This is a genomic window from Paraburkholderia sp. MM5496-R1 (assembly GCF_050436205.1).
Lineage (GTDB): Bacteria > Pseudomonadota > Gammaproteobacteria > Burkholderiales > Burkholderiaceae > Paraburkholderia > Paraburkholderia tuberum.
On the sequence record NZ_JBNDLT010000002.1, the window covers coordinates 2,221,031 to 2,247,303 of the forward strand.

General features: G+C 64.1%; 24 protein-coding genes and 2 pseudogenes. 13 read left to right on the plus strand and 13 right to left on the minus strand.

All coding sequences use genetic code 11. The annotated features are described in order from the left end of the window. Positions 1–3 precede the first annotated feature (3 nt). From OKW38_RS17160 to hisC, 4 genes are all read left to right on the plus strand, one after another. Positions 4–960, plus strand: a complete 957-nt coding sequence (locus OKW38_RS17160) for a ribose-phosphate pyrophosphokinase (protein ID WP_008921698.1) — start codon at positions 4–6, stop codon at positions 958–960. 163 nt (positions 961–1,123) lie between these two features. Continuing rightward, positions 1,124–1,741: a 50S ribosomal protein L25/general stress protein Ctc gene (locus OKW38_RS17165; RefSeq protein WP_090802936.1), complete on the plus strand. Its 618-nt coding sequence runs from the start codon at positions 1,124–1,126 to the stop codon at positions 1,739–1,741. 148 nt (positions 1,742–1,889) lie between these two features. Continuing rightward, complete coding sequence (gene pth, locus OKW38_RS17170; protein WP_429362418.1) at positions 1,890–2,495, plus strand: aminoacyl-tRNA hydrolase; 606 nt, start codon at positions 1,890–1,892, stop codon at positions 2,493–2,495. 50 nt (positions 2,496–2,545) lie between these two features. Next, on the plus strand, positions 2,546–3,625 hold the full coding sequence (gene hisC, locus OKW38_RS17175) for a histidinol-phosphate transaminase (protein ID WP_429362420.1): 1,080 nt from the start codon (positions 2,546–2,548) through the stop codon (positions 3,623–3,625). Positions 3,626–3,703: 78 nt separating this feature from the next. On the opposite strand, the gene OKW38_RS17180 is transcribed toward hisC, so the two are convergent. Both OKW38_RS17180 and OKW38_RS17185 read right to left on the minus strand, forming a co-directional pair. Further along, positions 3,704–3,961: a YfhL family 4Fe-4S dicluster ferredoxin gene (locus tag OKW38_RS17180; RefSeq protein ID WP_090802933.1), complete on the minus strand. Its 258-nt coding sequence runs from the start codon at positions 3,959–3,961 to the stop codon at positions 3,704–3,706. 33 nt (positions 3,962–3,994) lie between these two features. Continuing rightward, a complete protein-coding gene (locus OKW38_RS17185; RefSeq protein WP_244144964.1) occupies positions 3,995–4,693 on the minus strand; it encodes a hypothetical protein in 699 nt (232 codons plus the stop codon). A 1,147-nt stretch (positions 4,694–5,840) separates the two neighbouring features. Between OKW38_RS17185 and OKW38_RS17190 the strand changes: the two genes are divergently transcribed. Continuing rightward, the gene (locus tag OKW38_RS17190) at positions 5,841–6,188 is read left to right on the plus strand and encodes a MarR family transcriptional regulator (protein WP_090802929.1); all 348 of its coding nucleotides are present in this window, start codon (positions 5,841–5,843) and stop codon (positions 6,186–6,188) included. Between the two features lie 35 nt (positions 6,189–6,223). On the opposite strand, the pseudogene OKW38_RS17195 reads toward OKW38_RS17190, so the two are convergent. The 3 genes and pseudogenes from OKW38_RS17195 to rsmD form a co-directional block, all read right to left on the minus strand. Beyond that, a pseudogene (locus tag OKW38_RS17195) lies at positions 6,224–6,384 on the minus strand (porin); the annotation flags it as partial. Between the two features lie 296 nt (positions 6,385–6,680). Continuing rightward, the gene (coaD, locus tag OKW38_RS17200; RefSeq protein WP_062125937.1) at positions 6,681–7,190 is read right to left on the minus strand and encodes a pantetheine-phosphate adenylyltransferase; all 510 of its coding nucleotides are present in this window, start codon (positions 7,188–7,190) and stop codon (positions 6,681–6,683) included. Positions 7,191–7,290: 100 nt separating this feature from the next. Beyond that, positions 7,291–7,905: a 16S rRNA (guanine(966)-N(2))-methyltransferase RsmD gene (gene rsmD / locus OKW38_RS17205; RefSeq protein WP_429362421.1), complete on the minus strand. Its 615-nt coding sequence runs from the start codon at positions 7,903–7,905 to the stop codon at positions 7,291–7,293. Between the two features lie 250 nt (positions 7,906–8,155). On the opposite strand from rsmD, the gene ftsY reads away from it, so the two are divergent. Further along, positions 8,156–9,331 carry a signal recognition particle-docking protein FtsY gene (gene ftsY, locus OKW38_RS17210; protein WP_429362423.1) on the plus strand — a complete coding sequence of 392 codons (1,176 nt, stop codon included), beginning with the start codon at positions 8,156–8,158 and terminating at the stop codon, positions 9,329–9,331. A gap of 112 nt (positions 9,332–9,443) precedes the next feature. On the opposite strand, the gene maiA is transcribed toward ftsY, so the two are convergent. After that, positions 9,444–10,088, minus strand: coding sequence for a maleylacetoacetate isomerase (gene maiA, locus OKW38_RS17215; protein WP_429362425.1), 645 nt, complete (start codon positions 10,086–10,088; stop codon positions 9,444–9,446). A 34-nt stretch (positions 10,089–10,122) separates the two neighbouring features. Then, entirely contained in the window at positions 10,123–10,821 is a 699-nt protein-coding gene (locus OKW38_RS17220; RefSeq protein WP_429362427.1) for a fumarylacetoacetate hydrolase family protein, read from the minus strand. Positions 10,822–11,043: 222 nt separating this feature from the next. On the opposite strand from OKW38_RS17220, the gene ybiB reads away from it, so the two are divergent. After that, positions 11,044–12,015 carry a DNA-binding protein YbiB gene (gene ybiB, locus OKW38_RS17225; RefSeq protein WP_187628737.1) on the plus strand — a complete coding sequence of 324 codons (972 nt, stop codon included), beginning with the start codon at positions 11,044–11,046 and terminating at the stop codon, positions 12,013–12,015. A gap of 381 nt (positions 12,016–12,396) precedes the next feature. Further along, a pseudogene (locus OKW38_RS17230) lies at positions 12,397–13,383 on the plus strand (2-isopropylmalate synthase); the annotation flags it as partial. A 197-nt stretch (positions 13,384–13,580) separates the two neighbouring features. Here the strand turns inward: OKW38_RS17230 and OKW38_RS17235 are convergent. Further along, positions 13,581–13,964, minus strand: a complete 384-nt coding sequence (locus OKW38_RS17235) for a nuclear transport factor 2 family protein (RefSeq protein WP_008921685.1) — start codon at positions 13,962–13,964, stop codon at positions 13,581–13,583. Positions 13,965–14,005: 41 nt separating this feature from the next. Then, complete coding sequence (locus tag OKW38_RS17240) at positions 14,006–14,578, minus strand: acyloxyacyl hydrolase (RefSeq protein ID WP_429362428.1); 573 nt, start codon at positions 14,576–14,578, stop codon at positions 14,006–14,008. Positions 14,579–14,932: 354 nt separating this feature from the next. Here OKW38_RS17240 and rpoH point away from each other — a divergent pair, with 354 nt between their 5' ends. The 5 genes from rpoH to cydX all read left to right on the plus strand — a co-directional run bounded on the left by rpoH (position 14,933) and on the right by cydX (position 19,452). Then, positions 14,933–15,868: an RNA polymerase sigma factor RpoH gene (gene rpoH, locus OKW38_RS17245; protein ID WP_090802918.1), complete on the plus strand. Its 936-nt coding sequence runs from the start codon at positions 14,933–14,935 to the stop codon at positions 15,866–15,868. 417 nt (positions 15,869–16,285) lie between these two features. Then, entirely contained in the window at positions 16,286–16,546 is a 261-nt protein-coding gene (gene cydP, locus OKW38_RS17250; protein ID WP_018419327.1) for a cytochrome oxidase putative small subunit CydP, read from the plus strand. Then, positions 16,536–18,128, plus strand: coding sequence for a cytochrome ubiquinol oxidase subunit I (locus tag OKW38_RS17255; protein WP_090802916.1), 1,593 nt, complete (start codon positions 16,536–16,538; stop codon positions 18,126–18,128). The genes cydP and OKW38_RS17255 overlap by 11 nt, the downstream gene beginning before the upstream one ends. A 34-nt stretch (positions 18,129–18,162) precedes the next feature. Beyond that, positions 18,163–19,299, plus strand: a complete 1,137-nt coding sequence (gene cydB / locus OKW38_RS17260; protein WP_429362430.1) for a cytochrome d ubiquinol oxidase subunit II — start codon at positions 18,163–18,165, stop codon at positions 19,297–19,299. Between the two features lie 36 nt (positions 19,300–19,335). Continuing rightward, the gene (cydX, locus tag OKW38_RS17265) at positions 19,336–19,452 is read left to right on the plus strand and encodes a cytochrome bd-I oxidase subunit CydX (protein ID WP_184062516.1); all 117 of its coding nucleotides are present in this window, start codon (positions 19,336–19,338) and stop codon (positions 19,450–19,452) included. 107 nt (positions 19,453–19,559) lie between these two features. Here the strand turns inward: cydX and nagE are convergent, their stop codons facing one another. From nagE to nagA, 4 genes are all read right to left on the minus strand, one after another. Beyond that, on the minus strand, positions 19,560–21,374 hold the full coding sequence (nagE, locus tag OKW38_RS17270) for an N-acetylglucosamine-specific PTS transporter subunit IIBC (RefSeq protein WP_429362432.1): 1,815 nt from the start codon (positions 21,372–21,374) through the stop codon (positions 19,560–19,562). A 132-nt stretch (positions 21,375–21,506) separates the two neighbouring features. After that, positions 21,507–24,074 carry a phosphoenolpyruvate--protein phosphotransferase gene (ptsP, locus tag OKW38_RS17275; RefSeq protein ID WP_429363783.1) on the minus strand — a complete coding sequence of 856 codons (2,568 nt, stop codon included), beginning with the start codon at positions 24,072–24,074 and terminating at the stop codon, positions 21,507–21,509. 38 nt (positions 24,075–24,112) lie between these two features. After that, positions 24,113–25,129, minus strand: a complete 1,017-nt coding sequence (locus OKW38_RS17280) for an SIS domain-containing protein (RefSeq protein ID WP_429362433.1) — start codon at positions 25,127–25,129, stop codon at positions 24,113–24,115. Next, positions 25,113–26,216 (minus strand): N-acetylglucosamine-6-phosphate deacetylase, encoded by a 1,104-nt coding sequence (gene nagA / locus OKW38_RS17285; RefSeq protein WP_429362435.1) that lies wholly within the window; start codon positions 26,214–26,216, stop codon positions 25,113–25,115. Before nagA ends, OKW38_RS17280 begins: the two co-directional genes overlap by 17 nt. Positions 26,217–26,273: the final 57 nt, after the last annotated feature.

The following is a 26,273-nucleotide window of genomic DNA, read 5'->3' on the forward strand; positions in this document are numbered from 1 at the left end:
ACGATGAGCAGCCATGACGGCCTGATGGTTTTTACTGGCAACGCAAATCCCGCGCTTGCACAGGAAGTCGTCAAAAACCTCGGTATTCCCCTCGGCAAAGCAATGGTTAGCCGTTTCTCGGACGGTGAAATCCAAGTCGAGATTCAGGAAAACGTGCGCGGCAAGGATGTCTTCGTCCTGCAATCCACGTGCGCACCGACTAACGACAATCTGATGGAACTGATGATCATGGTCGATGCGCTCAAGCGCGCATCCGCAGGCCGGATCACCGCAGCCATCCCCTACTTCGGTTATGCCCGTCAGGATCGTCGCCCGCGTTCGGCGCGAGTCGCCATCTCGGCTAAGGTCGTGGCGAACATGCTGGAAATCGCCGGCGTCGAGCGGATCATCACGATGGATCTGCACGCCGACCAGATTCAAGGCTTCTTCGACATCCCGGTCGACAACATCTACGCAACGCCCGTGCTGCTCGGGGATCTGCGCAAGCAGAACTACGACAACCTGATGGTAGTTTCGCCGGACGTCGGCGGTGTGGTCCGCGCCCGTGCATTGGCGAAGCAACTCAATTGCGATCTCGCGATCATCGACAAGCGTCGCCCGAAGGCGAACGTCGCCGAAGTGATGAACATCATCGGTGAAGTCGAAGGCCGCACCTGCGTGATCATGGACGACATGGTCGACACGGCTGGCACGCTGTGCAAGGCCGCGCAGGTTCTGAAGGAACGCGGCGCGAAGCAGGTATTCGCGTACGCCACCCACCCGGTTCTGTCGGGCGGCGCGGGTGAGCGTATTGCCGCTTCCGCACTCGACGAACTCGTTGTCACGGACACGATTCCGCTCGGCGAAGAAGCCCGTTCGTGCGCGAAGATCCGTTCGCTGACGAGCGCCGGTTTGCTCGCCGAAACGTTCTCGCGCATCCGCCGCGGCGATTCGGTGATGTCGCTGTTCGCTGAGAGTTAAGCATTTGCGAAGACACCGCGTACCGCTTCACGCGACACGCGGCGTTTTTGCACAATCGGCATGAACGAACGAAGGTTCTTGCCGCTATCCTGGGCCTCAGCCATTACGGCTTCGAGGCCCTGTTTTTACTGCCTGGTCGCGGGCAGTGCATTGGAGATTCAACATGAAAGTAGTCGCTTTCGAGCGTTCCCTGCAAGGTACGGGTGCGAGCCGCCGCCTGCGTAACTCGGGCAAGACCCCGGGTATCGTTTATGGCGCCGGCGCTGACACGCAACTGATCGAACTCGATCACAACGCCCTGTGGCACGCGCTGAAGAAAGAAGTTTTCCACTCGTCGATCCTCGATCTGGAAGTGGCAGGCAAGTCGCAACAGGTTCTGCTGCGCGACGTGCAATACCACCCGTTCCGTCAGCTCGTGCTGCACGTGGACTTCCAGCGCGTCGACGCGACGAAGAAGCTGCACACCAAGGTGCCGCTGCACTTCTTGAACCAGGAAACCAACCCGGCAGTGAAGCTGTCGAGCGCGGTGATTTCGCACATCCTCAACGAAATCGAAATCGAGTGCTTGCCGTCGGCACTGCCGGAGTTCATCGAAGTCGACCTCGCGAAGATCGAAGCAGGTCAATCGGTTCACGCGAAGGACATCCCGTTGCCGGCAGGTGTGGCGCTCGTGGCCCACGTCGACGCGGAAAACCCGGTGGTCGCTGCTGCAACGATCCCGGCTGGCGCAATCGCTGAAGACGCTGCTGCTGCTGAAGGTGGCGAAACGCCGGCTGCTTAAGAGCCTTCCGGTTCGAAGCAAGCAATCCTCTCGATCCGTTTCCTATGAAACGGTCGATGTGACCCGCCGAGGTTCGCCCTGGCGGGTTTTTTTTCGGCTTTTCTAGTCCGGTACGTTTCACTTCCGGACTTGGTGGACTCACGCAATCATGATCAAGCTGATCGTCGGGCTCGGCAATCCGGGCGCCGAATACACCGCGACGCGTCACAACGCCGGCTGCTGGCTGGTCGATCAAATCGCGCGCGAGGCCGGCACCGCGCTGCGCGACGAGCGGCGCTTTCACGGCTTTTACGCGAAAGCGCGGTTGCATGGCGAGGAAGTGCATCTGCTCGAGCCGCAAACCTACATGAACCGCTCTGGTCAATCGGTCGTCGCGCTCGCGCAATTCTTCAAGATTCTTCCCGACGAGATCCTCGTCGCACACGACGAGCTCGACATGCCACCCGGCAGCGTCAAGCTGAAGCTCGGGGGCGGCAGCGGCGGGCATAATGGGCTGAAGGACATCAGCGCGCATCTGTCGTCGCAGCAATACTGGCGGCTGCGGATCGGCATCGGCCATCCGCGCGATCTGATTCCCGAAAGCGCGCGCGCCGGCGCGAAGCCGGACGTCGCGAACTATGTGCTGAAGCCGCCGCGGCGAGAAGAGCAGGAGGTCATCGACGCGTCGATCGAACGCGCGCTCGCGGTGATGCCGCAGATCATCAAGGGCGAGCTCGAACGCGCAATGATGCAACTGCATCGCAACAACAGCTGACGCGCGCCACACTCATCGACACCCGCAATCGGCCCCGCAAGGAGAATCGCTTGAGCCGCTACTGGAGCGACATCGTTCACCGTCTGACGCCGTACGTGCCGGGCGAGCAGCCCGCGCTCGCGCATCCGGTGAAGCTGAATACCAACGAGAATCCGTATCCGCCGTCGCCGCGCGTGCTAGACGCGATCCGCCGCGAGCTCGGCGACACGGCCGACGCACTGCGCCGCTATCCCGATCCGAGCGCACGCAAGCTGCGCGAAACGGTCGCCGCGTATCACGGCATCCGCGCCGAGCAGGTGTTCGCGGGCAACGGCTCGGACGAGGTACTCGCGCTAACGTTCCAGGCCTTGCTCAAGCACGACAAGCCGCTGCTGTTTCCCGACATCACTTACAGCTTCTATCCGACCTACGCGAAGCTGTTCGAGGTCGACTATCGGACCATCCCCCTCGACGACAGCTTCGCGATCAACGTCGACGACTACACGGTGCCCAACAGCGGCATCCTGTTTCCGAATCCGAACGCGCCGACCGGCCGGCCGCTGCCGCTCGCGGAAATCGAACGCCTCGTCGCGAGCCATCCTGATTCGGTCGTGGTGATGGACGAAGCGTATGTCGACTTCGGCGCCGAGTCGGCGATTGCGCTGATCGCGCGCTATCCGAATCTGCTCGTCGTGCAGACCGTGTCGAAGTCGCGTTCGCTCGCCGGCATGCGCGTCGGCTTTGCGTTCGGCGATCCCGCGTTGATCGATGCGCTCAATCGCGTGAAGGACAGCTTCAATTCGTACCCGCTCGACCGCCTCGCGCAAGTCGCGGCCACCGCCGCCTACGAAGACGACGCGTGGTTTCGCGAATGCTGCGCGAAGGTGATCGCGAGCCGCGAACGGCTTGCGGCGGAATTGACCGCGCTCGGCTTCGAGGTGGTGCCATCGGCGGCGAATCTGCTGTTCGCGCGGCATGAGGGGTACAACGCGGCGACGCTCGCGTCGCGGTTGCGGCAAAAGGAAATTTTCGTGCGGCATTTCAACGCGCCGCGCATCGACCGGCATTTGCGGATCTCGGTCGGCACCGACGCCGAATGCGACATACTGCTCGACGCTTTGCGCGGCATGTTCAGCGCTTACGTCGGATAACGGAAACGCCGCCCCCAAAAGAAAACGGCGAAGGCCCGCAGGCCTTCGCCGTTTTCTTTTGCGCGTCTCCCGCGAACGTCAGGTGCCCTTGGCGGCCTGCAACGCGTGATATTTCGCCATCAAACCTTCGGGCGTTTCCAGGTGGTTCGGGTCACGCGGAATGCACTCGACCGGACACACCTGAATGCATTGAGGCTCGTCGAAATGACCGACGCACTCGGTGCACTTCTTCGGGTCGATCACATAGATTTCCGGGCCCATCGAAATCGCGTCGTTCGGGCACTCGGGCTCGCAGACGTCGCAATTGATGCACTCGTCGGTAATCATCAGGGCCATGCCGCCACCAACTTTGCTAGAGAAAACAATACATTATAGCTTTTTCGCCCCCGCACGGCCGTGCAATCCCACGCCAGGATCATGGACGGCTGCGCTTCTCGGCCCGGTAGCCTTCGTCGCAAACTGGTTGGCGTATGCGCTGTTCAACGCCAACTGGATGCTGAACATGCCATTCGACACGCGGGAATTGCCGGGCTGTTTCGGCAACAGGGCCAGCAATGCCTTCATCACATACAGAATGATTAGCGCGCCGGCCAGATCACCCACAAACATCGTGAAGAAGCTTTCGAACCAGTTCTTCGTCGTACCGGCCAGCGCGAACCACAGGTGGTGAAACAGCGTATTTGCTCCCGAATAGGCGACAGCCAGAACAAGCAGCCGCTTCGGCGTCAGGTTCGTCAGCGATGCGCGCAGATCGAAATACTCGAGCGCAAACCTGTAGACCAGATACGGTGCCAGTGACCCAAGCAAGGCGCCTGCTATTGCCCGCACCGGGTCATGCGGAAACCAGTACAGAAAGTCTGTAATCAGTCCGGCAAGCAGCAGGCCGAGTGCACCATCGAACCCAACCAGCAACGTGCTGAGAAGCCGAACACCAGACGGCAGGAAAATCCAGTTGACGCCTCGCACGAAAGACGTGTGCGTAAACACCTCCTGATTGATCCACAGCGACGCCAGGAACGCGATCAGGGTCCCAGCGATCGACCAAAAATGCAAACGTAAGCTAGACATTGCGGTGAGCCATCCTCGGTTGCTTTTGCCGAATGCATCATAGCGTGCCCGTATGGCGTTCCGCGAGCACAAGCAGCAGGCTTTCGGTCACAGATATCGTGACGCTCACGGAAAAAATTTCGCGAGGCCCTCAAGTTCTGCGCGACGCGACCGAAAACCCATGTATAGCTTTATGCCCGGCTCGACAAGCATGCAGAGCCGCGTCCATATTGATATGCTTTTTATAGCGATGAACCTGAGAGAACAGGCTGGAACGGAACGCGCTATCCGGACGAACCGGTGGCTATCGGCACGCCGACCAGTAGGCTGCCCGCCTGCTGCATGGCTCGCGTGCTATCCCGTCTTTCAAGATGCGTTGCTCGGCTGCGAAACTAGGTTGGGGGCGCTTCCTGACTTCGTCAGGCGCGCTGCTTTGGAAAGGCTGGGTGGCTCCAATTATTCGTGTGTGCCCACTTCAGTACTTGATGAAGTCCGCGCCTCTTACCTGGAACTTCGCAGCACATGCGTCGCAGAAGAAGTACGTCGATACCTGTCTGATACCGAGGACAGTCTGCTGGCGTCACACGAATCGTCGGACGCCCTTGAAACCCTGGCGGCGGGAATGCCGCGGATGCTGGTTCCGCCTGTCGCTCGCCCTCCGTGTCTGCTGAGTTCTGGCAACGGAATGTTTCTCGGGGGCTGGGCGCGGTTTGTTGCGTACTGGTGTCGGAAAGACCCAACGATTCCGTTACTCGCGGTAGATTGGCCGATCCTCTACGAGCACGTAGCGCCCTACAGCCTTCGCCACTTGATCGACGATTCTGGTTTTGCATCGACCGGTTGAATCCGCCTTCGGAAAGCAGCCAATCGTCCTCCAGCGACGGCTCGAGTTGATCACCCCCACGAACCTTGGCAACGCGCGACTTTATCGTTATAGTTTTTGTAACGGCCAAACCTGAGAGAAATGGTTCGCGTGGAACTCGATGTGCGTGAAGACTTCCTGGTCGATCCAGAGCGACAGCGCGAACGCGATGGCCGTGCCCGCGACCGGGAGCAAACCCAAACGTAAGCTGGACATGGAGATAAAATAGGGAAGCCCGGTTGTCGCAGGGCATCAAGGTTCGCTTTCCGCGCTCGGGTGAGCGGCGTTTTCGTTGGAGCGATGGTCATGGGCCGCCCTGCTGATATCTATCTTCGATTTCTTCAATTGACCGAAGCACTGCGAGGTCTTCCCGCACTTCCCGCGCTCGATCCACTCGAAGAAAAGATCCTGGAGTTCGTTGCTCGCATGAGGCAAAAAAACGAACGCCTGTCGGTTCGAGACATGATGGCCCAAAGTGCGCTGGGGTCGCCGGCTACCTTGCATGCCCGTATCACGTCAATGCGCGAAAAGGGCTGGCTCCTGCTCAACGACACCGAAGACGCTCGCCGCAAACAGGTCGAGCTGACGCCCGCGGCCCTCCGGCACTTCGACAAACTTGCCGAGGCGTTCACGAAAGCTGCGAAGGGAAGCTGACATTGTTCTGCTTCGGCTAAGCCGGCACTATCCGGTTAGGAAAAACTTCTCATTCCTCTTGCAATGCCCGTCTGGTTGCTCCGCTCCGGCAATTCCACGTATGCGGCACCTGTCACCCTGTTGAAATCCATCGTACCGTACTGGTGCGCTTCGTCAGTTCATACTCGGCGAATTGGACAAAGGTATATCGATTGCCCACACCCGTGACGTTTTCCGGATAGGGTTCCGTAGGAACCTGACAAGCCGGCGTGATTATTGATGATCGCCCCGTTTGCGATGAAGAGACAATTCTTGTTCTTCGCATCATCATTGACATCGCAGCTTGCGCGAACCATCGAATACACCGATGCCCGTGCATAACGACAGGATTGACGTTCGCCGCCAATACGGCTCGCCAACATTACTTAGAACAGCCGACCGATGCACCTGGCGCCGATCACCGAGGCCTGGCCGGTCTTGATCCGTCAAAACCGGCATTCGCGCGACTCAGGCTCAGGTCCCCTGAGCGCCGTCCTGCGGATCCAGCGAAGCGACCTTCTCCTTCAGCCATTTTTCGACGGACGGGAACACGAACTTGCTGACGTCGCCGCCCAATTGCGCGATCTCGCGCACGATCGTGCCCGAGATGAACTGATACTGATCGGACGGCGTCATGAACATCGTCTCGACGTCGGGCAGCAGATAACGGTTCATGCCCGCCATCTGGAACTCGTACTCGAAGTCCGACACCGCGCGCAGCCCCCTGACGATCACCCGCGCGTTGTTGGTCCGCACGAAGTCCTTCAGCAGTCCCTTGAAGCTCATCACCTGGACGTTCGGATAGTGGCCGAGCACCTCATGCGCAATCGCGAGGCGCTCCTGGAGAGTGAAAAACGGCTTCTTGGCACGGCTGTCGGCCACACCCACCACCAGCGTGTCGAAAATGCTCGACGCGCGCCGAACGAGGTCTTCGTGACCGCGCGTCAGCGGGTCGAACGTGCCCGGGTACACGGCGACTACCATGAGACTTCTCCTCTCTTCAGACAAAAGGGCACGTCCGGGCGACGCATTTCGCACCGGCGCGGATGACGATAAACCGCCCGGCCCTTTTTTGGAACGCGCATTATTCCTTATTTTCGCGCTGCAGCAAATGAAAGTGCACAGCGCCCGCTTTGCCCTGCCGCACGAGTTCCCAGCCTGACAGTGGCTCGTGCGCGGCCGGTTCGAGCGCTTCGCCGGCCTCGACATAAAGATAGCCGTCGGCGCGCACGAGCGGCACGGCCACCGCGAGCGCCTTGCCGAGCAGGTCGGCATCGAACGGCGGATCGAGGAACACGACGTCGAACGAGCCTGGCGCGAGACTCGCCGCAAGACGCAGGCCGTCCGCCTCGGCGATTTCGATCATGCGTGCATCGAGCCGCTGCTGGTTTGCGCGCAACTGGCCGGCAGCGCGCGCATGGCGCTCCACCATCAGCACGCGAGCGGCGCCGCGCGACGCGGCCTCGAAGCCGAGTGCCCCACTACCAGCGAACAGATCGAGGCAGTGCTGGTCGTCCAGACGCTGGCCGAGCCAGTTGAACAGCGTTTCGCGGACGCGGTCGGGCGTCGGGCGCAAGCCGTCCAGATCGAGCACGGGCAGCGGCGTGCGTTTCCAGTCGCCGCCGATGATGCGAATGGCATGCGGTTTGCCACTTTTGGACGAAGCGCCAGCGGCGCGTGAAGGTGCTAAACGAGGCATGCAGTATCGCGCAGTTTCAGCTAGGTGATGAACACGCCCACGGCGTCGATGCGCGCGGGCCGGAGCGCTCACGTTACCACAGGGTTGGCGCGCGTCCAGCCTGGCCGAGCGGCCGATACGACGCGCCGCGGCACGCCTGATAAAATGTGCGGCTGCCAGCGCCCCGCCTTTTCGCATCCCGGCGCTGCCCACCGCTTCGCCGGTCCCGTGCCGGCTGCGCGCATCGGCGCGCTCTCCCATACGTCAGATCATGTTCAGCTTTTTCAAACGATTCAAGGGCTCGAAAGAGTCCGATACCGCCGCAGACGAATCGCTGGCGGCGCAAGACGGCGCGGCACCCGAGGCCGAGGCCGAGGCCGCGCCCGTTGCGACCGCCGAACCCATCGAGCCCATCGAGCCCATCGAGCCCACCGCGCCCCCCGTTCCTCCTGTGGCCACGACGATCATCGAGCCGCAGCCCGAGCCGCCAGACGCCATGCTCGACACCGTCGAAATCGTCCCGCCGCCCGTGCAGGATGCCGGCGCGAAGCGCTCGTGGCTTACGCGCCTGAAGAGCGGCCTCGCGAAAACCAGTTCGAACCTGACCGGCATTTTCGTCGGCACGAAGATCGACGAGGACCTGTACGAGGAACTCGAAACCGCGCTGCTGATGTCTGACGCCGGCGTCGAGGCGACCGAATTCCTGCTCGAAGCGCTGCGCGAAAAAGTGCGCGGCGAACGCCTGACGGCCCCGCTGCAGGTCAAAACCGCCTTGCGCACACTGCTCGTCGAGTTGCTCAAGCCGCTCGAAAAATCGCTGATGCTCGGCCGCGCTCAGCCGCTCGTGATGATGATCGCCGGCGTCAACGGCGCGGGCAAAACCACGAGCATCGGCAAGCTCGCGAAGCATCTGCAGAGCTTTGACCAATCGGTGCTGCTCGCCGCCGGCGACACGTTCCGCGCCGCCGCGCGCGAGCAACTCGCCGTGTGGGGCCAGCGCAACAACGTGACCGTGGTCGCGCAGGAAAGCGGCGACCCGGCCGCGGTGATCTTCGACGCGGTCGGCGCCGCGCGCGCGCGCAAGATCGACGTGATGATGGCCGACACGGCTGGCCGCCTGCCCACGCAACTGCATCTGATGGAAGAACTGCGCAAGGTGAAGCGCGTGATTGGCAAGGCGCAGGACGGCGCGCCGCACGAAGTGCTGCTCGTGATCGACGCGAACACCGGCCAGAACGCGCTCACACAGGTCAAGGCGTTCGACGACGCACTCGGGCTCACCGGCCTGATCGTCACCAAGCTCGACGGCACCGCGAAGGGCGGCATCCTCGCGGCGATCGCGCGGCAGCGGCCGATTCCGGTGTATTTCATCGGCGTCGGCGAAAAGGTCGAGGATCTGCAGCCGTTCAGCGCGGAGGAGTTCTCGGACGCGCTACTGGGCGGCTGATCGCGTGATCGTTGCGGCGCTCGGCGCTCGCGGCGAACCAAAGGAAAAGGGCACTCAGCGGAGCGCCCTTTTTTCGTTTCGAGCTACCGTCGAAGTGTTAGCGATCCCGGGCTCACTCCGCGTCCGGCTGCACGCCCGGCGCCGCGCGCGCGAACGCGTCGAGTTGCATCGCGTGATCGTAGATGCGCTGGATCGTCGGAAACTTTGCGGTGTCGAGCTTGAAGCGCTGCGCGTTGAATACCTGCGGAATCAGGCACGCGTCGGCGAGTGTCGGTGCGTCGCCGAAACACAGTTTGCCGGTGCGCGCGTCGCCGGCAAGATGCGTCTCCAGCGTCGCGAAGCCCGCGTCGATCCAGTGCCGGTACCACGCGTCCTTCGCGTCGTCGTCGACTCGCAGCGTGTGCTTCAGATAGCGCAGCACGCGCAGATTGTTCAGGGGATGAATCTCGCACGCGACCTGCAGCGCCACCGAGCGCACATACGCGCGATCGAGCGGTGCCTTCGGTAGCAGCGGCGGCTCGGGATGCGTCTCCTCGAGATACTCGATGATCGCGAGCGACTGCGGCAGCAAATGACTGCCGTCGGCGAGCGTCGGCACGATGCAGTCGGGGTTGATCTTGCGATACGCGGGCTTCAGCTGCTCGCCGCCTTCGCGCACGAGGTGCACGGGTACGTAGTCGTACGACAGGTTCTTCACGTTCAGCGCGATGCGCACGCGATACGACGCCGAGCTACGGAAATAGCTGTAGAGCTTCATGTTGTCTGCCTCCTCCACCTGCACGCAAACCGTCTCAGACGACGCGCACGCTGAACTCGCCGAGCCCGTCCACGCCGCCCTTCATCAGGTCACCCTTCACGACCGCGCCGACACCTTCCGGCGTGCCGGTGAAAATCAGGTCGCCAGGCCGCAGTTCGAACAGCGTCGACAGATACGCGATCGTCTCGGCCACCGACCAGATCAGCTGCGACACATCCGCGCGCTGCTTGTCCTCGCCATTCACCGACAGCCAGATCCCGCCTTTGCCGATGTGACCAACCGTCGAAGCCGGATGGATGGGGCCGAGCGGCGCCGAGTGATCGAAGCCCTTGGCGGTATCCCACGGACGACCCATTTTCTTCGCTTCGCCTTGCAGGTCGCGGCGCGTCATGTCGAGACCGAGCGCGTAGCCGTAGACGTGGTCGAGCGCGCGGTCGACGGGGATGTCTTTGCCGCCCTCGCCGATCGCCGCGACCATTTCCATTTCGAAATGGACGTTACTGGTCTGCGACGGATACGGGAATTCGCCGGTCGTGCCCGGCGCGACGTACACGATCGCATCGGCCGGCTTCGTGAAGAAGAACGGCGGCTCGCGGTCCGGGTCGTGGCCCATTTCACGCGCGTGCGCCTCGTAGTTGCGCCCCACGCAGTAGATGCGGCGCACCGCGAACTGCTCGCCCGACCCCACGACCGGCACCGCGACCTGCGGTGCGGGTGCAAATACGTAACTCATCCCGTTCTCCGTTTTCCGATGTGCGCCGCCGAGGCGGCGAGAAACATCGAGTGTAACCCGCGGCACGGCGCGGAGGCGTGTCAGGCGGCCCGTCGCGCGCCACTGCGGGCCCGCTTCGTTGCTGTTCGCCCGCTCGCCATAGATGCGATACTCACACCGAACTGTTCCCCGAATGGCGTAGCGAACCGCCCGGCGCGGCACGCCACCCGCCTCTTGCGCACGATGACCGACTCCACCGATACCACTTCTCCCTTCCCCTGGGCCCGATTCATCAAGGAAATCGGCCGCGGCCCGAATGGCGCTCGCGCGCTGACCGCCGACGACACGCGCTCGCTCTACACCGCGATGCTCGACGGCCGCGTCGACGATCTCGAACTCGGCGCGGTGCTGCTCGCGTATCGCGTGAAAGGCGAAACCGCCGACGAACTCGCCGCGATGCTGGCCGCCGCGCATACGTCGTTCGAGCCGGTGCGGCTGCCGCACGGCGCGTTTCGGCCGGTGTCGATTCCGTCGTACAACGGCGCGCGCAAGCAGCCGAACCTCGTGCCGCTGCTCGCGCTGCTGCTCGCCCGCGAAGGCGTGCCGGTGCTGGTTCACGGCGTCACCGAGGATCTGGGTCGGGTGACGAGCGCGGAAATCTTCACACATCTGCGCATCGCCCATGCGCAGTCGCACACGCAGATCGAAGCTGGACTTGCGGAGCGCCGCGTCGCGTTCGCCTCGATCGACGTACTGGCGCCCAAGCTCGCGCGCCTGCTCGCGCTGCGCCGGCGCATGGGCGTGCGCAATTCGACGCATACGCTCGTGAAGCTGCTGCAGCCGTTCGCACCCGCGGGATTGCGGCTCGTGAACTACACGCATCCGCCGTATCGCGACAGTCTCACTCAGCTGTTCGTCACGCATCCCGATGCGGCCGTCGGCGGTGCGCTGCTCGCGCGCGGCACCGAAGGCGAGGCGGTCGCCGATACGCGCCGCCAGGTGCAGGTCGACTGGCTGCATGACGGCATCTGCGAGACGCGGCTGCCGCACGAGCGCTCGTCGCCCGATGCGCCCGAAGTGGAACTGCCCGAAGCGCGCGACGCGGCGACCACGGCCGCCTGGATCGACGCCGTGCTGCGCGGCGAAGCGCCGGTGCCTGGCGCGCTCGAGCGGCAGGTCGAGCTGATCGTCGATATCGCGAAGACGGCGGCCTGACGGCCGCGGGTTGACAGGCCAACGCACGCCGTCATACATTTGGCCTCATGCGTTCCCTTCCGAACACCCTCCGAATTATCTCCGGCCGCCTGGCGCGGCCCCTATCGCTACGCCTGGCCTAAGTCTCGCGTAGCGCCGCGCGCTGGCAGCTCCGGTTGCCGTCGGCGGTCCTCCCCGTAGTTCCCGCAGTTTCGCTTCACCCCCGTCGTAGTTCTCCACAACCTGTCGTCGTTTGCATTCGTCCGGTTACCGCGCGGGCGATGCGAGAGGATCACATGTACGTTGCATGGGCAGCATCCGCAGCGTGCATGCGTGAACAGTCGGCCAACCGCTCGACGTCCCCACCCTCCGCCGACGACGCCACGAATGAGGCACCTCACCATGTTGCGCAATCCCGCTGAAAAGTACCGCCCTTTTCCCGCCGTCAGGCTGACCGGCCGCAAATGGCCGAGTCGCACGGTCGACGCCGCACCCGTCTGGATGAGCACGGACCTGCGGGACGGCAATCAGGCGCTGATCGAACCGATGAACGCCGCGCAGAAACTCGAATACTTCGAGATGCTGGTCGCGATCGGTTTCAAGGAAATCGAAGTGGGCTTTCCGTCGGCGTCGCAGACCGATTTCGACTTCGTGCGCAAGCTGATCGACGAGCGACGCATTCCCGACGACGTCACGATCGAAGTCTTCGTGCCGTCGCGCGCGGAGCTGATCGCACGCACGTTCGACGCGCTCGAAGGCGCGCCGCGCGCGATCGTGCATCTGTACAACGCGATCTGCCCGTCGTTCCGGCGCATCGTGTTCCAGCAGTCGAAGGATGAGACCAAGGCGCTCGCCGTCGAAGGCACGGGCCTCATCAAGGAACACGCGCAGGCGCGGCCGGGCACGCGCTGGACCTTCCAGTACTCGCCCGAGACCTTCAACACGACCGAGCTGCCGTTCGCGCGCGAGGTGTGCGACGCGCTCGCGCAAACGTGGCGGCCTACGCGCGATCACAAGATGATCGTCAACCTGCCGGCAAGCGTCGAAGCGGCCACGCCGAACGTGTTCGCCGACCAGATCGAATGGATGCATCGCAACCTCGGTTACCGCGACAGCATCGTGCTGTCGGTGCATCCGCACAACGATCGCGGCACCGCCGTGGCCGCGGCGCAGCTCGCGCTGCTGGCGGGCGCGGATCGCATCGAAGGCTGTCTGTTCGGCAATGGCGAGCGCACCGGCAACGTCGATCTCGTCACAGTCGCGATGAATCTCGACGCGATGGGTATCGACAGCGGTCTGGATTTCTCGGATCTCGCGACGATCAGGCGCGTGGCGGAGCACTGCACGCGGCTTCCGGTTGCGGCGCGGCATCCGTATGCGGGACAGGTAGCGATGCGCGGCACGCGCGAGGCGCGCGACGCGGATGCCGATGTAGACGAGCACGGCGCAAACAGCCGCGACAAAGCTGGCGAATGCGTGACCGCGTGAATTCGCGTTGGGCCTCGAGCCTGCTGCAGCGGAGTGCACACCCGCATTCCGCTGCCGCTGGAGACGCGCTCACGAGGCGCGCCCGCCCGATGAGAATCTCACTCGAGCGCGCAACGGGTCGCCTGCCACGCGATCAGTCGCCACTGCCCGTCTTCGTGCGTGTGAATCGCGGTATAGGCAATCGGAAACAGGAGCGCGCCGTTGTTGGCCTCCATCTCGATCAGCGCGCGGCCCGTGACGACGTAGGTCTCGCGCCCGGCCGGCAAGACATCCTGCGACTGCACCTCGATTTGCCGATAACGACGGCGCCCCGCGGTGATCCCGTCGATGAACTGCCGCTTCGTCTCGCGCTTGCCATTCGTATGGACGTAGCTCACGTTGTCCGCGAGCAGCGTGTCGAGCGACTGCCCATCGCCATCGACCATCGCGCGAAAACGCTCTCGCTCGAGCCCGCGAATCGCTTCGATCATCTTTGCCGCCATTGCAGAGCCCCTCGAACACCGCGAGCCGCAGGCGGCCACGGTCAGAAGTGATATTGCAAATATAGCTGGCTGAAATTTATACCAGGATTCGGCTCTTTGATACCGCCATTGGAGACATGCTGGAAGCGGTAGCCGGCGACATACTGCTCACGAGCGCCGAACTGCAGCCCGACGCCCGCCATCTCGGCGAACTGGAACGCGGTGCCCAACGTGAAGTCGGAAGAAATGCGCGGGCTGGTCAGCAGCCGGACGCCGGCACCCACCTCGATGAATGGCCGCACCGAACCCGACGACCTGATGAAGCGGATCACCGGCGTCACGCCGATCTCGCCGATGTTGTCGTGAACGTTTCCTTCATTGGTGTGCCACCACGCGACATGCGCCTCGCCGAGCAGCGCGAAATGCCAGTCGCCGATCTGCCACCAGGTCAGGTTTGGATCCCAGACCACGCCGAGATCGAGCGTCCTGACGTGATGGTCGCCGACGCCGGCGGCCACCTGCACGCCGAACTGCTCAGCTTGGGACGCGCCCGCCGCGCTCAACAGCAGAACGAGCAGAACGGCAACCGTGCTTTTTAGACTAAGCCCACGCACCACAAGATTCTGCCGGTTCATCCGCCCCCCATACTGCCGAGTATTAAGCGAGCGCCCCCTTTATTCCAGGCACGAATTCAGGAGCAAGTATTTCCCAGATAATGCCCATGATCAGCAATTATTCTCTTCAAAACCGGATGATATCAGTCAAACGTGAGCCTGCACCCGCTCCGGGCGGTACTTTGTACAGGTCCAACGCGCAGGGCAAATAGGGCGTATGATGGCTATCGGAAGTCAAAACTCAATAGGGTTTTTGGGAACTCGGATACCCCTGCGACCTCTAAGTATTAGCACTCGGCAGATCTGAGTGCTAACATCCGTCGCTGGAGTCGTTTACTGAGTACGCAATTGTCTGATTCCAAAGGAGCTTCAAACGTGAGCCATGCAATGACCCTTCCGAGTACTTTGAGCCCGTCGTCGGCTAAGGCCGCTCCGGCAGGTGCACTGGCGCTCTCGCATTCCTCGCTGCTGTCCGGTCACCTGGGCAACATCGACGCCTACATCCAGGCGGTCAACCGGATTCCGATGCTGACGCCGGCGGAGGAACGCCAGTTCGCCACCGAATTGCGCGAACACGACAATCTGGAGGCGGCGCGCCGCCTGGTGCTGTCGCACCTGCGACTCGTCGTGTCCATCGCGCGTAACTACCTCGGTTACGGGTTGCCGCACGCCGATCTGATCCAGGAAGGCAACATCGGCCTGATGAAAGCGGTCAAGCGCTTCGATCCCGAGCAAAACGTGCGCCTCGTGTCGTACGCGATGCACTGGATCAAGGCCGAGATCCACGAGTACATCCTGCGCAACTGGCGCATGGTGAAGGTCGCCACCACCAAGGCGCAGCGTAAGCTGTTCTTCAACCTGCGCAGCCACAAGCAGGGGCTTGGCGCGTTCACGCCGGACGAGATCGACGGTCTCGCGAAGGAGCTGAACGTGAAGCGCGAAGAGGTCGCGGAGATGGAGACGCGTCTGTCAGGCGGCGATATCGCGCTCGAAGGTCAGGTCGAAGACGGCGAGGAGTCGTACGCGCCAATCGCCTATCTGGCCGACTCGCATAGTGAACCGACTGCCGTGCTGGCTTCGCGTCAGCGCGACCGGCTGCAAAGCGACGGCATCGCAAGCGCGCTCGACGCGCTCGATCCGCGCAGCCGCCGCATCATCGAAGCGCGCTGGCTGAAGGTGGCCGACGACGGCTCGGGCGGCTCCACGTTGCACGAGCTGGCCGACGAGTTCGGTGTCTCGGCCGAACGTATCCGCCAGATCGAAGCCAGCGCGATGAAGAAGATGCGCGGCGCGCTGACCGAATACGCGTAAAGCGTCGAAGCCATGCGCGCGTCAATTGTGTCCCGCCTATGACATAGGTAAAAACGACACGCGTTAATCGGTCGCGCCATTTAGCGACCATCGCGCTCAAGCCCCGCCCTCGCAAGACGGCGGGGCTTTTTCATTCTTTTCGCCCTTTCTTGCGTCCCCGCGGCCGCGCATTCGCGTCGGCCTATCCGCAAGCCGGCCTGTCGAGGCCGGTAAGCGTTTCTTGACGTATCGCAAGTCCGGTAGCAATACTGCACAGACGCGGCAAGTTTCGCGACGTGTTGCCGCATGGCTAAACCTGAGCGCGCGAGGTTCACCTCCTACAATCGGCATGCATTCGCCAGACTGCCAGACTGCCTGACGGCCAGGGCGGTCTGGATCCAGCCGGACTCACCGGCGTGAAGTCGTCTTCGACCGATCATGACCATAGCCCTGAATCGCAGCAGCACTGTCCGGTCGCGCTTGCGCGGCCGGTTCACCAGGTGGGTGCGCGGTCCAACGCTGGCGCGCGATATCGCCATCATCCTCGCCATCAAGTTCGTGCTACTGATGGCGCTCAAGTACACATTCTTCAATCATCCACAGGCGCAGCACATGATGCTGCCGCCTGAGCAGGTCGCGCAGGCGCTGCTGTCGGTGCCCGCCCCGCATCCGTCTCGAGGTGATCAACATGCCCGTTAGCGAAGTCGTAGAACTGTCGCGGTTCCAGTTCGCCATCACGGCGCTTTATCACTTTCTGTTCGTGCCGCTCACGCTCGGTCTCGCCTGGCTGCTCGTCATCATGGAATCGGTCTACGTGATGACCGGCAAGCAGATCTACAAGGACATGACGCAGTTCTGGGGCAAGCTGTTCGGCATCAACTTTGCAATGGGCGTCGCGACCGGCCTCACGCTCGAGTTTCAGTTCGGCACCAACTGGGCTTATTACTCGCATTACGTCGGCGACATTTTCGGCGTGCCGCTCGCCGTCGAAGGGCTGATGGCGTTCTTCCTCGAATCGACGTTCGTCGGTCTGTTCTTTTTCGGCTGGAACAGATTGTCGAAAATCCAGCATCTGATCGTCACGTTCTGTGTCGCGCTCGGTTCGAACCTGTCGGCGCTGTGGATTCTGATTGCCAACGGCTGGATGAACAATCCGGTCGGCGCGAAGTTCAACTATCAGACGATGCGCATGGAGCTCGACAGCATCAGCTCGGTGATCTTCAACCCGGTTGCACAGGTCAAGTTCGTGCACACGGTATCAGCTGGATACGTGACCGCGGCGATGTTCGTACTCGGCGTGTCGTCGTGGTATCTGTTGAAGCGCCGCGACACCGAGTTCGCGCTGCGCTCGTTCGCGATCGCCGCCGGCTTCGGCCTCGCGTCGGCGCTGTGCGTGATCGTGCTGGGCGACGAATCCGGCTATCGCACCGGTGAAGTCCAGCAGATCAAGCTCGCGGCTATCGAATCCGAATGGGACACCGCGCCCGCGCCGGCACCGTTCACGATATTTGGCATCCCCAATCAGAAAGAGCAACGCACCGACTATGCGATCCGTGTGCCGTACGCGCTCGGCATTATCGCGACCCGCTCGCTCGACGAACCCGTGGTCGGCCTGCGCGACCTGATCGCCCAAAACGAAGGTCGCATCAAGGACGGCATGCTCGCCTATTCGGCGTTGCAGCGGTTAAAGGGCGGCGACTCCAGCGACGAGGCGCATGCGGAGTTCGACAAGTACAAGGACGATCTCGGCTACGCCCTGCTGCTCAAGCGGTTCACGCCGAACGTCATCGACGCGACGCCAGACCAGATCGCCGCGGCGGCACGAAGCACGGTTCCGCCGGTGTTGACACTGTTCTTCTCGTTCCGCACGATGGTCGGCCTTGGCCTGCTGTTCCTCGCGACCTTCGTGCTCGCCTTCTGGTTCTGCGCGCAGCGCACGTTGCTGCTCGAAAGGCGCCGCTGGTTTCTGCGCTGGGCGGTCATCGCGATTCCGCTGCCGTGGCTCGCCGCCGAGCTAGGCTGGATCGTCGCGGAAATGGGCCGCCAGCCGTGGAGCATCGCGGGCATTCTGCCGACCAACCTGGCCGCGTCGACGCTGACGCCGCGCGATCTGTATCTGAGCATCGGCGGCTTCGTGCTGTTCTACACGGGGCTGTTCGTCATCGAGATCATGCTGATGTTCAAGTACGCGCGGCTCGGCCCTTCGTCGCTGCATACGGGCCGCTATCACCACGAGATCGGACAGCCGGTGACGCAGCCACTGTCGAACACGGCCGCATGACGCACCGCTGCACCGCCCCGGAGGAGAAACCCATATGGACTACGCAGCTCTCAGACTGATCTGGTGGGTGTTGATAGGTGTACTGCTGATCGTCTTCGCGCTCACCGACGGCTTCGACATGGGGGCGGCGATCCTGCTGCCGTTCATCGCCAACACCGACTCCGAGCGACGCATCGTCGTGAACACGGTCGGCGCGACGTGGGAAGGCAACCAGGTCTGGTTCGTGACCGCGGCCGCCGCGATGTTCGCCGCGTGGCCGCTCGCCTACGCGGCATCCTTCTCGGGATTCTACTTCGCGATGCTGCTCGTGCTGTTCGCGCTGTTCTTCCGCCCGGTCGGCTTCGACTATCGCGGCAAGCGCGAGGATCCGCGCTGGCGCAACGCGTGGGACTGGGGCCTCTTTATCGGCGGCTTCGTGCCGGCGCTGGTGTTCGGTGTCGCGTTCGGCAATCTGCTGCAAGGCGTGCCGTTCTCGTTCGATACCGATCTGCGCGTCACCTATCACGGCAGCTTCTTCGGCCTGCTCAATCCGTTCGCGCTGCTGACGGGACTCGTCAGCGTGTCGATGCTAGCCGCGCACGGCGCCGCGTTCGTCAAGTGGAAGACCGATGGGGTGGTTCACGAGCGCGCGTCGAAGGCGCTGCGGCTCGCGGCGCTGTGCACGGTGGTGTTGTTTCTCGTCGCGGGTGCGCTCGTCGCGACGATGATCGGCGGCTATCAGATCGTCGACGCGCCGCCGCTCGACGCCGTCTCCAATCCGTTGATGAAGACCGTGATCGGCGCGCCGGGTTTGTGGCTGAACAACTACGCGCTCTACCCGTGGATGGCGGTTGCGCCGCTCGCGGGTCTCCTCGGCGGGGTGCTCGCGGTGCTGCTCGCGCGTTCGCGCTTCGAGGCGACGGCGTTTCTGTCGACGTCGTTGATGATCGTCGGCGTGATCTTGACCGCGGGCTTCTCGATGTTCCCGTTCATCATGCCATCGTCACTCGACGGCCGCAGCAGCCTGACCATGTGGGATTCGACGTCGAGCCGCATGACGCTCGAGATCATGCTGTTCGCCGTCATCGTGTTCCTGCCGATCATCCTGCTCTATACGGGCTGGGTGTATCGCGTGATGCGCGGCAAGGTGACCGCCGCGGCGATCAAGGAAAACCACCATTCGATGTATTGACCGGCACGACGCTTCAACAGAAAACAGGAGTTGGCGATGTGGTATTTCAGCTGGATTCTCGGCGTTGGCGTCGCGCTGGCGTTCGGTGTCGTCAATGTGATGTGGCTCGAATCGCGCGAGGTGGCGCGCTCGGCAAAGCGGGGGACTCGCTAGGGACTGGTCGTAAACGCGAAAGCGGCACCTTGGGACCAGGTGCCGCTTTTTTATTGGCGTGCTGCGATCGCCGTGCAACTCAACAGCGCTCGACAGCCATCAACCGATCACGCCGGCACCGGCGCCGCGCCCGCGCCGCCGCCTTGCGACGACAGGCGCTCGGCCAGCTTCTGCGCATAGCGCTGCGCGGCCTCGCCGACGACGATATGGAACGTGTCGGTCGACACCCACGCGGTATCGAGCGTCGCGAGGCGCTGACGATCGACCGCCGACGGATCGCGCACGACTACCCGCAGACGCGTCGCCGCGACCGCATCGAGCGACATCACGTTGCCCACGCCGCCGAGCACGGCGAGCCAGCGCAGCGGATCGGGATCGAGCGGACCGCCTTGCGCGTCATCGGCGTGCCCAGCGTTTCGCGCGACCGGCGCGGCAGCGGTAGCCGCCGCGGCAGCAGCCGGCGCCGATACAGCAACACGCGCCACCTTCACCGCGTCGCCCTGACCCTGCGCGATCGCCGTACGCATCTCATCGGCGATGATGTCCGCCTCCGGTCCGATGATCACCTGCACGTTGTTCGTGCCGCGCTTGAGCACACCGCGCGCACCGATCGACTTCAGTTCGCTTTCGGAGACCTTCCCCGTATCGACGACAGACAGACGCAGACGCGTCGTGCACGCATCCACGACCGACAGATTCGCCGCGCCACCGAGCGCCGCGATATAGCGCTGCGCACGCGGCACGGCCGCACCAGCCGCCGGCGCGACGAAACCGCGCGCCGCGAACGACTCGACCTGCTCGTCGGCAGCGGCGGGCTCACGGCCCGGCGTCGCCATGTTGAACTTACGGATGAAGAAGCGGAACAGACCGTAGTACACGACCGAGTACACGATGCCGAGCGGAATCGCCCACCAGCCCTTCGTCGACAAACCGAAGTTCAGCACGTAGTCGATGAAGCCCGCCGAGAACGTGAAGCCGAGGTGAATCCCGAGCGCCGAGCAGATCGCGAGCGACAGACCCGTCAGCAGCGCGTGGATCGCATACAGCACCGGCGCGAGGAACATGAAGCTGAACTCGATCGGCTCGGTCACACCGGTCAGGAACGACGTGAGCGCCATCGAAAACAGCAGGCCGAACACCATCGCGCGACGCTCTTTCGGCGCCTCGTGATACATCGCGAGACATGCGGCCGGCAGGCCGAACATCATCACCGGGAAGAAGCCGGTCATGAAGGTGCCCGCGGTCGGATCGCCAGCGAAGAAGCGGTGCAGGTCGCCCGTGACGGGCGCACCGCCCGCCGGCGTGAAGGTGCCGAACACGAACCACGTCAGCGAGTTGAGGATGTGATGCAAGCCCGTGACGAGCAGCAACCGGTTCAGCACGCCGAACACGAAGGCGCCGAGCGCGCCGGCCGTCGTGAGCCAGTGGCCGGCCACGTCGATCGCGTTCTGCACCGGCTCCCACACATGCCCGAATACGATGCCTAGCACCACGCAGACCACCCCTGTCACGATCGGCACGAAGCGTTTGCCGCCGAAGAACGCCAGGTAGTCGGGCAGCTTGATGTCCTTGTAGCGGTTGTACAGCAGCCCCGCGACGATGCCCGCGATGATCCCCGACAGCACGCCCATGTTGAGCTTGTCGTTGATGTCCTTCATCACCGCGATCTGCACCAGATAGCCGATCGCGCCAGCCAGACCCGCGACGCCGTTGTTGTCTTTCGCGAAGCCGACCGCCACGCCGATCGCGAACAGGAGCGGCAGGTTGTCGAAGATCGCGCCGCCCGCATCGGCGATCATCTTGATGTTGAACACGTCGGGCTGGCCGAGCCGCAGCAACAGGCCGGCCACCGGTAGCACCGCGATCGGCAGCATCAGCGCGCGTCCCAGGCGCTGAATCTTCAGAAACGGATTTCCATCCATCGGTATCTCCAATTTTGTCTCGTAGGGGTAGGTCTTGGTTGAGTGGTGCAGCTATACGGAGAATCGCGCCGCGCGTGAAGGCAGACGTGCTGCCGGGCGCACGGCGTGCGGGTTCTCAAATTCGCTAGTGTTTCAATCGAGGGGCCACGTGGCGCGGCTTGCGGCTCTGACCGCCTGCGCCGAGTCGAGCGCTAGCGCATCGCGGGCGCGCTGGCGACACAGCTGATAGTCGAGCGTGCGCACGCGTGCCTTGATGCCTGGCACGGAGACCGGATCGACCGACAGCTCGGTCACACCGAGGCCCACCAGCAGCGGCATCGCGAGCGGGTCGCCGGCGAGCGCGCCGCACACGCCGACCCATTTGCCGTGCTTCGCGGCACCTTCGACGGTCGCCGCGATCAGGCGCAGCACCGCCGGATGCAGGCCGTCCGCCTGCGCCGCGAGATCGGGCTGGCAGCGGTCCATCGCGAGCGTGTATTGGGTCAGGTCGTTGGTGCCGATCGACAGGAAATCGGCGTGCTGCGCGAGCTGATCGGCCAGCAATGCAGCCGACGGCACTTCGATCATCACGCCAACTTCGACCGGCTCCGATCTACCCGCTTCGCGTGCAAGCTCGTCGATACGCTTGCGGATGCGGATCAGTTCGCCCGCATCGGTGACCATCGGCAGCAGGATGCGCACGGCGCCGACCGGACGCACCGCGAGCAGGCCACGCAACTGGTCGTCGAGCAGATCGGGGCGCACCTGCGCGAGGCGCACGCCGCGCAGGCCGAGTGCGGGGTTCGGCTCGGGCGGCAGCGTCAGATAATCGACTTCCTTGTCCGCGCCGACGTCGAGCGTGCGGATGATCGCGGCGCGGCCGCGCAACGCATCGACGATCGCCTGATAGCTCTGGCGATGCTCGTCCGCGCTCGGCGCGGCCGGGCGGTGGATGAACAGCAGCTCGGTGCGCAGCAGGCCGACCGCGTCCGCGCCGTTGTCGACCGCGGCGTTCGCGTCGTCGAGTGTGGCGATGTTGGCGGCCACTTCGATCGCGCGGCCGTCGGCGGTCGCCGCTGCCTGCTGCGAGGTGCGGCGATTCGCTTCGCGCACGTCGGCGAGGCGGCCGCGTTCGCGTCGCGCGCGTTCGACGTCGAGTTCAGTCGGCGCGAATTCGAGCCGGCCGGTGCTCGCGTTCACCACCACCTGAGTGCCCTCGGGTATCGCATGCAACGCGTCGCCGAGCGCGACCAGCGCCGGAATGCCCGCCTGACGCGCGAGAATCGCCGCGTGCGAGGTCGCGCCGCCGCGTGCCATCACGAGCGCGGTCACGCGCGTGCGATCGAGCGACGACAGATCCGACGGCGTGAATTCGTCGGCCGCGAGCACCGCCTCGTCCGGCAGGGTGCGAGCCGCGCTGCTCGTGTAGCCGAGCGCGCGCTGCACGCGCTTTTCGATGTCGCGCAGATCGGCGGCCCGCTCGGCGAGCAGTGCGTCCTCCACATTACTCAGAATGCCTACTTGCGCGCGGATCGCTTCGCGCCACGCAAAACCGGCGCTCTTGCCGAGGCTGATCAGATCGCGCGCGGCGTCGAGCAGTGTCGGATCTTCGAGCAGCACGCGATGCACCGCGAAAATCCCAGCCTCGCCGACCGAGCCGCGTTGCGACGCATCGCGCACGATCGTGTCGAGATCGGCGTCGACGGTCGCGATCGCCTTGTCGAGCAGACGGCTTTCCGCCGCCGACGTGCCGCTCGCCTGTTCCGGCGGCTCGAGATCCGCGTCGTCCCAGCGCACCAGCTTGCCGAGCGCGATGCCCGGCGCGGCGCACACGCCCGCGAGCGTGTTCGGCGCGAGCGGCTCGCCCGCGGCGGGCGCCGCAACGACTGCCGCGGGCCGCGCCGCTTTCTGTTCGCGCTTCGGTTCGACCTCGCCGTGCGCTTCGCGCGTCAGTTCGTCAGCGATTGCATCGACCGCCGCCTGCGCGTGCGGACCGACGCCGAGCAACTCGACGCTTGCGCCTTCGCCGGCACCGAGTCCAAGCAAACCCACCACGCTTTCGATCGACGCCTTGCGCCCGTCGTAGCGCACCTCGACCCGTGCGTCGAAGCGGCGCGCCGCTTCGCGCGCCCGCGCCGCGGGCCGCGCATGCAGGCCGCCCGCATGCGTCAGCGTGATCTGCCGGCGCGCTCCGTCCATCACCTGCGCGGCGCTCGCCTCGCGCACCGCGTCGTGGCTGACGCCCTCGCGCGCGCGCAGCACCAGCAGCGTCGTTTCGCCGGCCTTGACATGCCCGTTCGGCGCCCGCTCGATGACCTCGAACGCATCCGAATTCGCAATCGCGATCACCGAGACGAGGCTCGGCGCATTCAGCGCGATCTGATCCAGATCGAACTCGATCAGCACGTCACCGGCGCGCACCTGCGCGCCCTGCTCGACCATCGGCGCAAATCCCTTGCCGTTCAGTCCGACGGTGTCGATACCGATATGCAGCAGAATCTGCGCGCCCTCGGCGCTCTCGAGCGTTACCGCGTGGCCGGTGCGCGCGAGATGCGTGACGACGCCGTCGCATGGCGCGACGAGCCGACCCTCGAGCGGATCGACGCCGATGCCGTCGCCGAACATGCCGCCCGAAAACACCGGGTCCGGCACCTTCGCGAGCGGCACGACCGGTCCGGTCAGCGGTGCAAGCAAAACAATGTGATTCTCGGAATGGCTCATCAGATTGGACTTCTCGACACGTCGCATCGTCATTCTCGTCAGTGAGTTTCGGTGACTTTGTTGAGATGGCGAGGCGCGTCGGGATTGCGCCCGCGCGCGGCGGCAAGATCCGCGGCCATCACGTAAAAGGACAGGATGGCGGCGATCGGATCGAGCGCCGCGTGTGCGGTGGCGACGAGCGGCAGCGAGGCTTGCGCGACGTCATCGGGCGCCGCGAGCAGCACGCGCGCGCCGCGCGCGCTCATGTCGTGCGCGAGCTGCAGCAGACCCGCCTGCTCCGGGCCACGCGGCGCGAACACGAGCAGCGGATAGTCGCGGTCGATCAGCTCCATCGGACCATGACGCACTTCCGCGCTCGAAAACGCTTCGGCCTGGATGCCGGAAGTTTCCTTCAGCTTCAGCGCGGCTTCCTGCGCGATCGCGAGGCCAAGACCGCGGCCAATCACGATCATCCGTTCGATACCGCGCAACTCGTTCACGGCCATCGACCAGTCGAGCCGGCCCGCGCGTTCCAGCGCGTCGGGCAGCGTATTCAGTCCATCGAGCAACTCGGCGTCGTTCTGCCAATGCGCAACCAGCTGCGCGGAGATCGACAGCATGGCGATATAGCTCTTGGTCGCCGCGACGCTCAGCTCGGGACCGGCTACGAGCGGCAGATGCCATTCGCACGCGTCGGCGAGCGGCGAGCTCGGTGCGTTCACGGCGGCGACCGTCAATGCACCGGCCGCGCGCAACGCGTTCATCGTGCCGACGAGGTCGGGGCTCTTGCCCGATTGCGAAAACGCGAGCGCAAGCTGGTCGCGCACCTGCAGCGGCGCCTGCTGCAGCGTCGCGACCGACATCGGCAGCGACGCAACCGGCACGCCGAGGCGGCTCATCGTCAGCGATGCAAAGTAGCTGGCGGCATGGTCCGAGCTGCCGCGCGCGACGGTCAGCGCGACATGGCGCGGCTGTTGCGCGAGCTTCGCGGCGAGCGCCGCGACATGCGAGGTGTCCTTGAGCTGCCCGGCTACTGTTGCGGCGGACGCGAGCGCTTCCTTAAGCATATTCGACAATGGCTTCTCCTTCGACGTAGGTCGCGTTCAGCGCCAGCTCGCGGTCGAATACGACCACGTCGGCCCACGCACCGCGCGCGATGCGGCCGCGGTCCTCGATGCCGAGATAGTCGGCGGCGTAGCGTGACAAACGGTGGGATACATCGGCGATCGGCAGGCCGATCGAGACGAGATTGCGCAGCGCCTGATCCATCGTCAGCGTGCTGCCCGCGAGCGTGCCGTCGGCCAGACGTACGCCGCCGAGGCACTTGGTTACGTGCTGGCTGCCGAGGCGGTATTCGCCGTCGGGCATGCCGGTGGCCGACGTGCTGTCCGTCACCACATACAGGCGCGGAATCGCGCGCAGCGCGGTGCGGATCGCCCCCGGATGCACGTGCAGCAGGTCGGGAATGATTTCGGCGTATTCGGCGTGCGCAAGCGCAGCGCCGACGAGGCCAGGGTTGCGGTGATGCAGCGGCGACATCGCGTTGAACAGATGCGTGAAGCCGCACGCGCCGTGCTTGAGCGCGGCGACCGCGTCGTCGTAGGTGCCGAGCGAATGGCCGAGCTGCACGCGTACGCCGCGCGCCGCCATCTCCGAGATGATCTCCATGTGGCCGGCGATCTCGGGCGCCAGCGTGACGACGCGGATCGGCGCGATCGACAGATATCTGAGCACCTCGTCCAACACCGCCGATACCGCCGCGTCGGGCTGCGCGCCGAGCTTGCCGGGGTTGATGTACGGTCCTTCCAGATGCACGCCGAGCACGCGCGCGCAACCCGGCGTGCGCACCCGCGTGACGTTGCCGAGCCCGGCGACGACGTTCATCAGCTCGTCGCGCGGCGCGGTCATGGTCGTTGCGAGCAGGCTCGTGGTGCCGTAGCGCGCATGCGTGCGGGTGATCGTTTCGATCGCGTCGCCAGCTTCCATCACGTCGGCGCCGCCGCCGCCATGCACGTGCAGATCGATGAAGCCGGGCAGGATGTACGGTGCGTCGTTCGTCGACGGATCGACGCGCTCGCCGGACAGCGTCGTGATGCGGCCGTTTTCGTATTCGAGCGTGCCGTGGATCCACCCTTCGGTGGTGAGTATGTTTCCGGTCAGCATGAGTCTCTCTGGTGCGTGATACGTATGCGGCAAATGGCGTCCGCCGGACTTGCGGCC

Coding starts and splice junctions, on each gene's coding strand:
- OKW38_RS17190 (WP_090802929.1), top strand. CDS start 5,841: ATGGGCCGCCCTGCTGATATCTATCTTCGATTTCTTCAATTGACCGAA.
- maiA (WP_429362425.1), bottom strand. CDS start 10,088: ATGAAGCTCTACAGCTATTTCCGTAGCTCGGCGTCGTATCGCGTGCGC.
- cydP (WP_018419327.1), top strand. CDS start 16,286: ATGACCATAGCCCTGAATCGCAGCAGCACTGTCCGGTCGCGCTTGCGC.
- ybiB (WP_187628737.1), top strand. CDS start 11,044: ATGACCGACTCCACCGATACCACTTCTCCCTTCCCCTGGGCCCGATTC.
- cydX (WP_184062516.1), top strand. CDS start 19,336: ATGTGGTATTTCAGCTGGATTCTCGGCGTTGGCGTCGCGCTGGCGTTC.
- cydB (WP_429362430.1), top strand. CDS start 18,163: ATGGACTACGCAGCTCTCAGACTGATCTGGTGGGTGTTGATAGGTGTA.
- OKW38_RS17160 (WP_008921698.1), top strand. CDS start 4: ATGAGCAGCCATGACGGCCTGATGGTTTTTACTGGCAACGCAAATCCC.
- OKW38_RS17185 (WP_244144964.1), bottom strand. CDS start 4,693: ATGTCTAGCTTACGTTTGCATTTTTGGTCGATCGCTGGGACCCTGATC.
- nagE (WP_429362432.1), bottom strand. CDS start 21,374: ATGGATGGAAATCCGTTTCTGAAGATTCAGCGCCTGGGACGCGCGCTG.
- ptsP (WP_429363783.1), bottom strand. CDS start 24,074: ATGAGCCATTCCGAGAATCACATTGTTTTGCTTGCACCGCTGACCGGA.
- OKW38_RS17235 (WP_008921685.1), bottom strand. CDS start 13,964: ATGGCGGCAAAGATGATCGAAGCGATTCGCGGGCTCGAGCGAGAGCGT.
- OKW38_RS17240 (WP_429362428.1), bottom strand. CDS start 14,578: ATGAACCGGCAGAATCTTGTGGTGCGTGGGCTTAGTCTAAAAAGCACG.
- ftsY (WP_429362423.1), top strand. CDS start 8,156: ATGTTCAGCTTTTTCAAACGATTCAAGGGCTCGAAAGAGTCCGATACC.
- OKW38_RS17165 (WP_090802936.1), top strand. CDS start 1,124: ATGAAAGTAGTCGCTTTCGAGCGTTCCCTGCAAGGTACGGGTGCGAGC.
- OKW38_RS17220 (WP_429362427.1), bottom strand. CDS start 10,821: ATGAGTTACGTATTTGCACCCGCACCGCAGGTCGCGGTGCCGGTCGTG.
- pth (WP_429362418.1), top strand. CDS start 1,890: ATGATCAAGCTGATCGTCGGGCTCGGCAATCCGGGCGCCGAATACACC.
- OKW38_RS17180 (WP_090802933.1), bottom strand. CDS start 3,961: ATGGCCCTGATGATTACCGACGAGTGCATCAATTGCGACGTCTGCGAG.
- coaD (WP_062125937.1), bottom strand. CDS start 7,190: ATGGTAGTCGCCGTGTACCCGGGCACGTTCGACCCGCTGACGCGCGGT.
- OKW38_RS17255 (WP_090802916.1), top strand. CDS start 16,536: ATGCCCGTTAGCGAAGTCGTAGAACTGTCGCGGTTCCAGTTCGCCATC.
- nagA (WP_429362435.1), bottom strand. CDS start 26,216: ATGCTGACCGGAAACATACTCACCACCGAAGGGTGGATCCACGGCACG.
- rsmD (WP_429362421.1), bottom strand. CDS start 7,905: ATGCCTCGTTTAGCACCTTCACGCGCCGCTGGCGCTTCGTCCAAAAGT.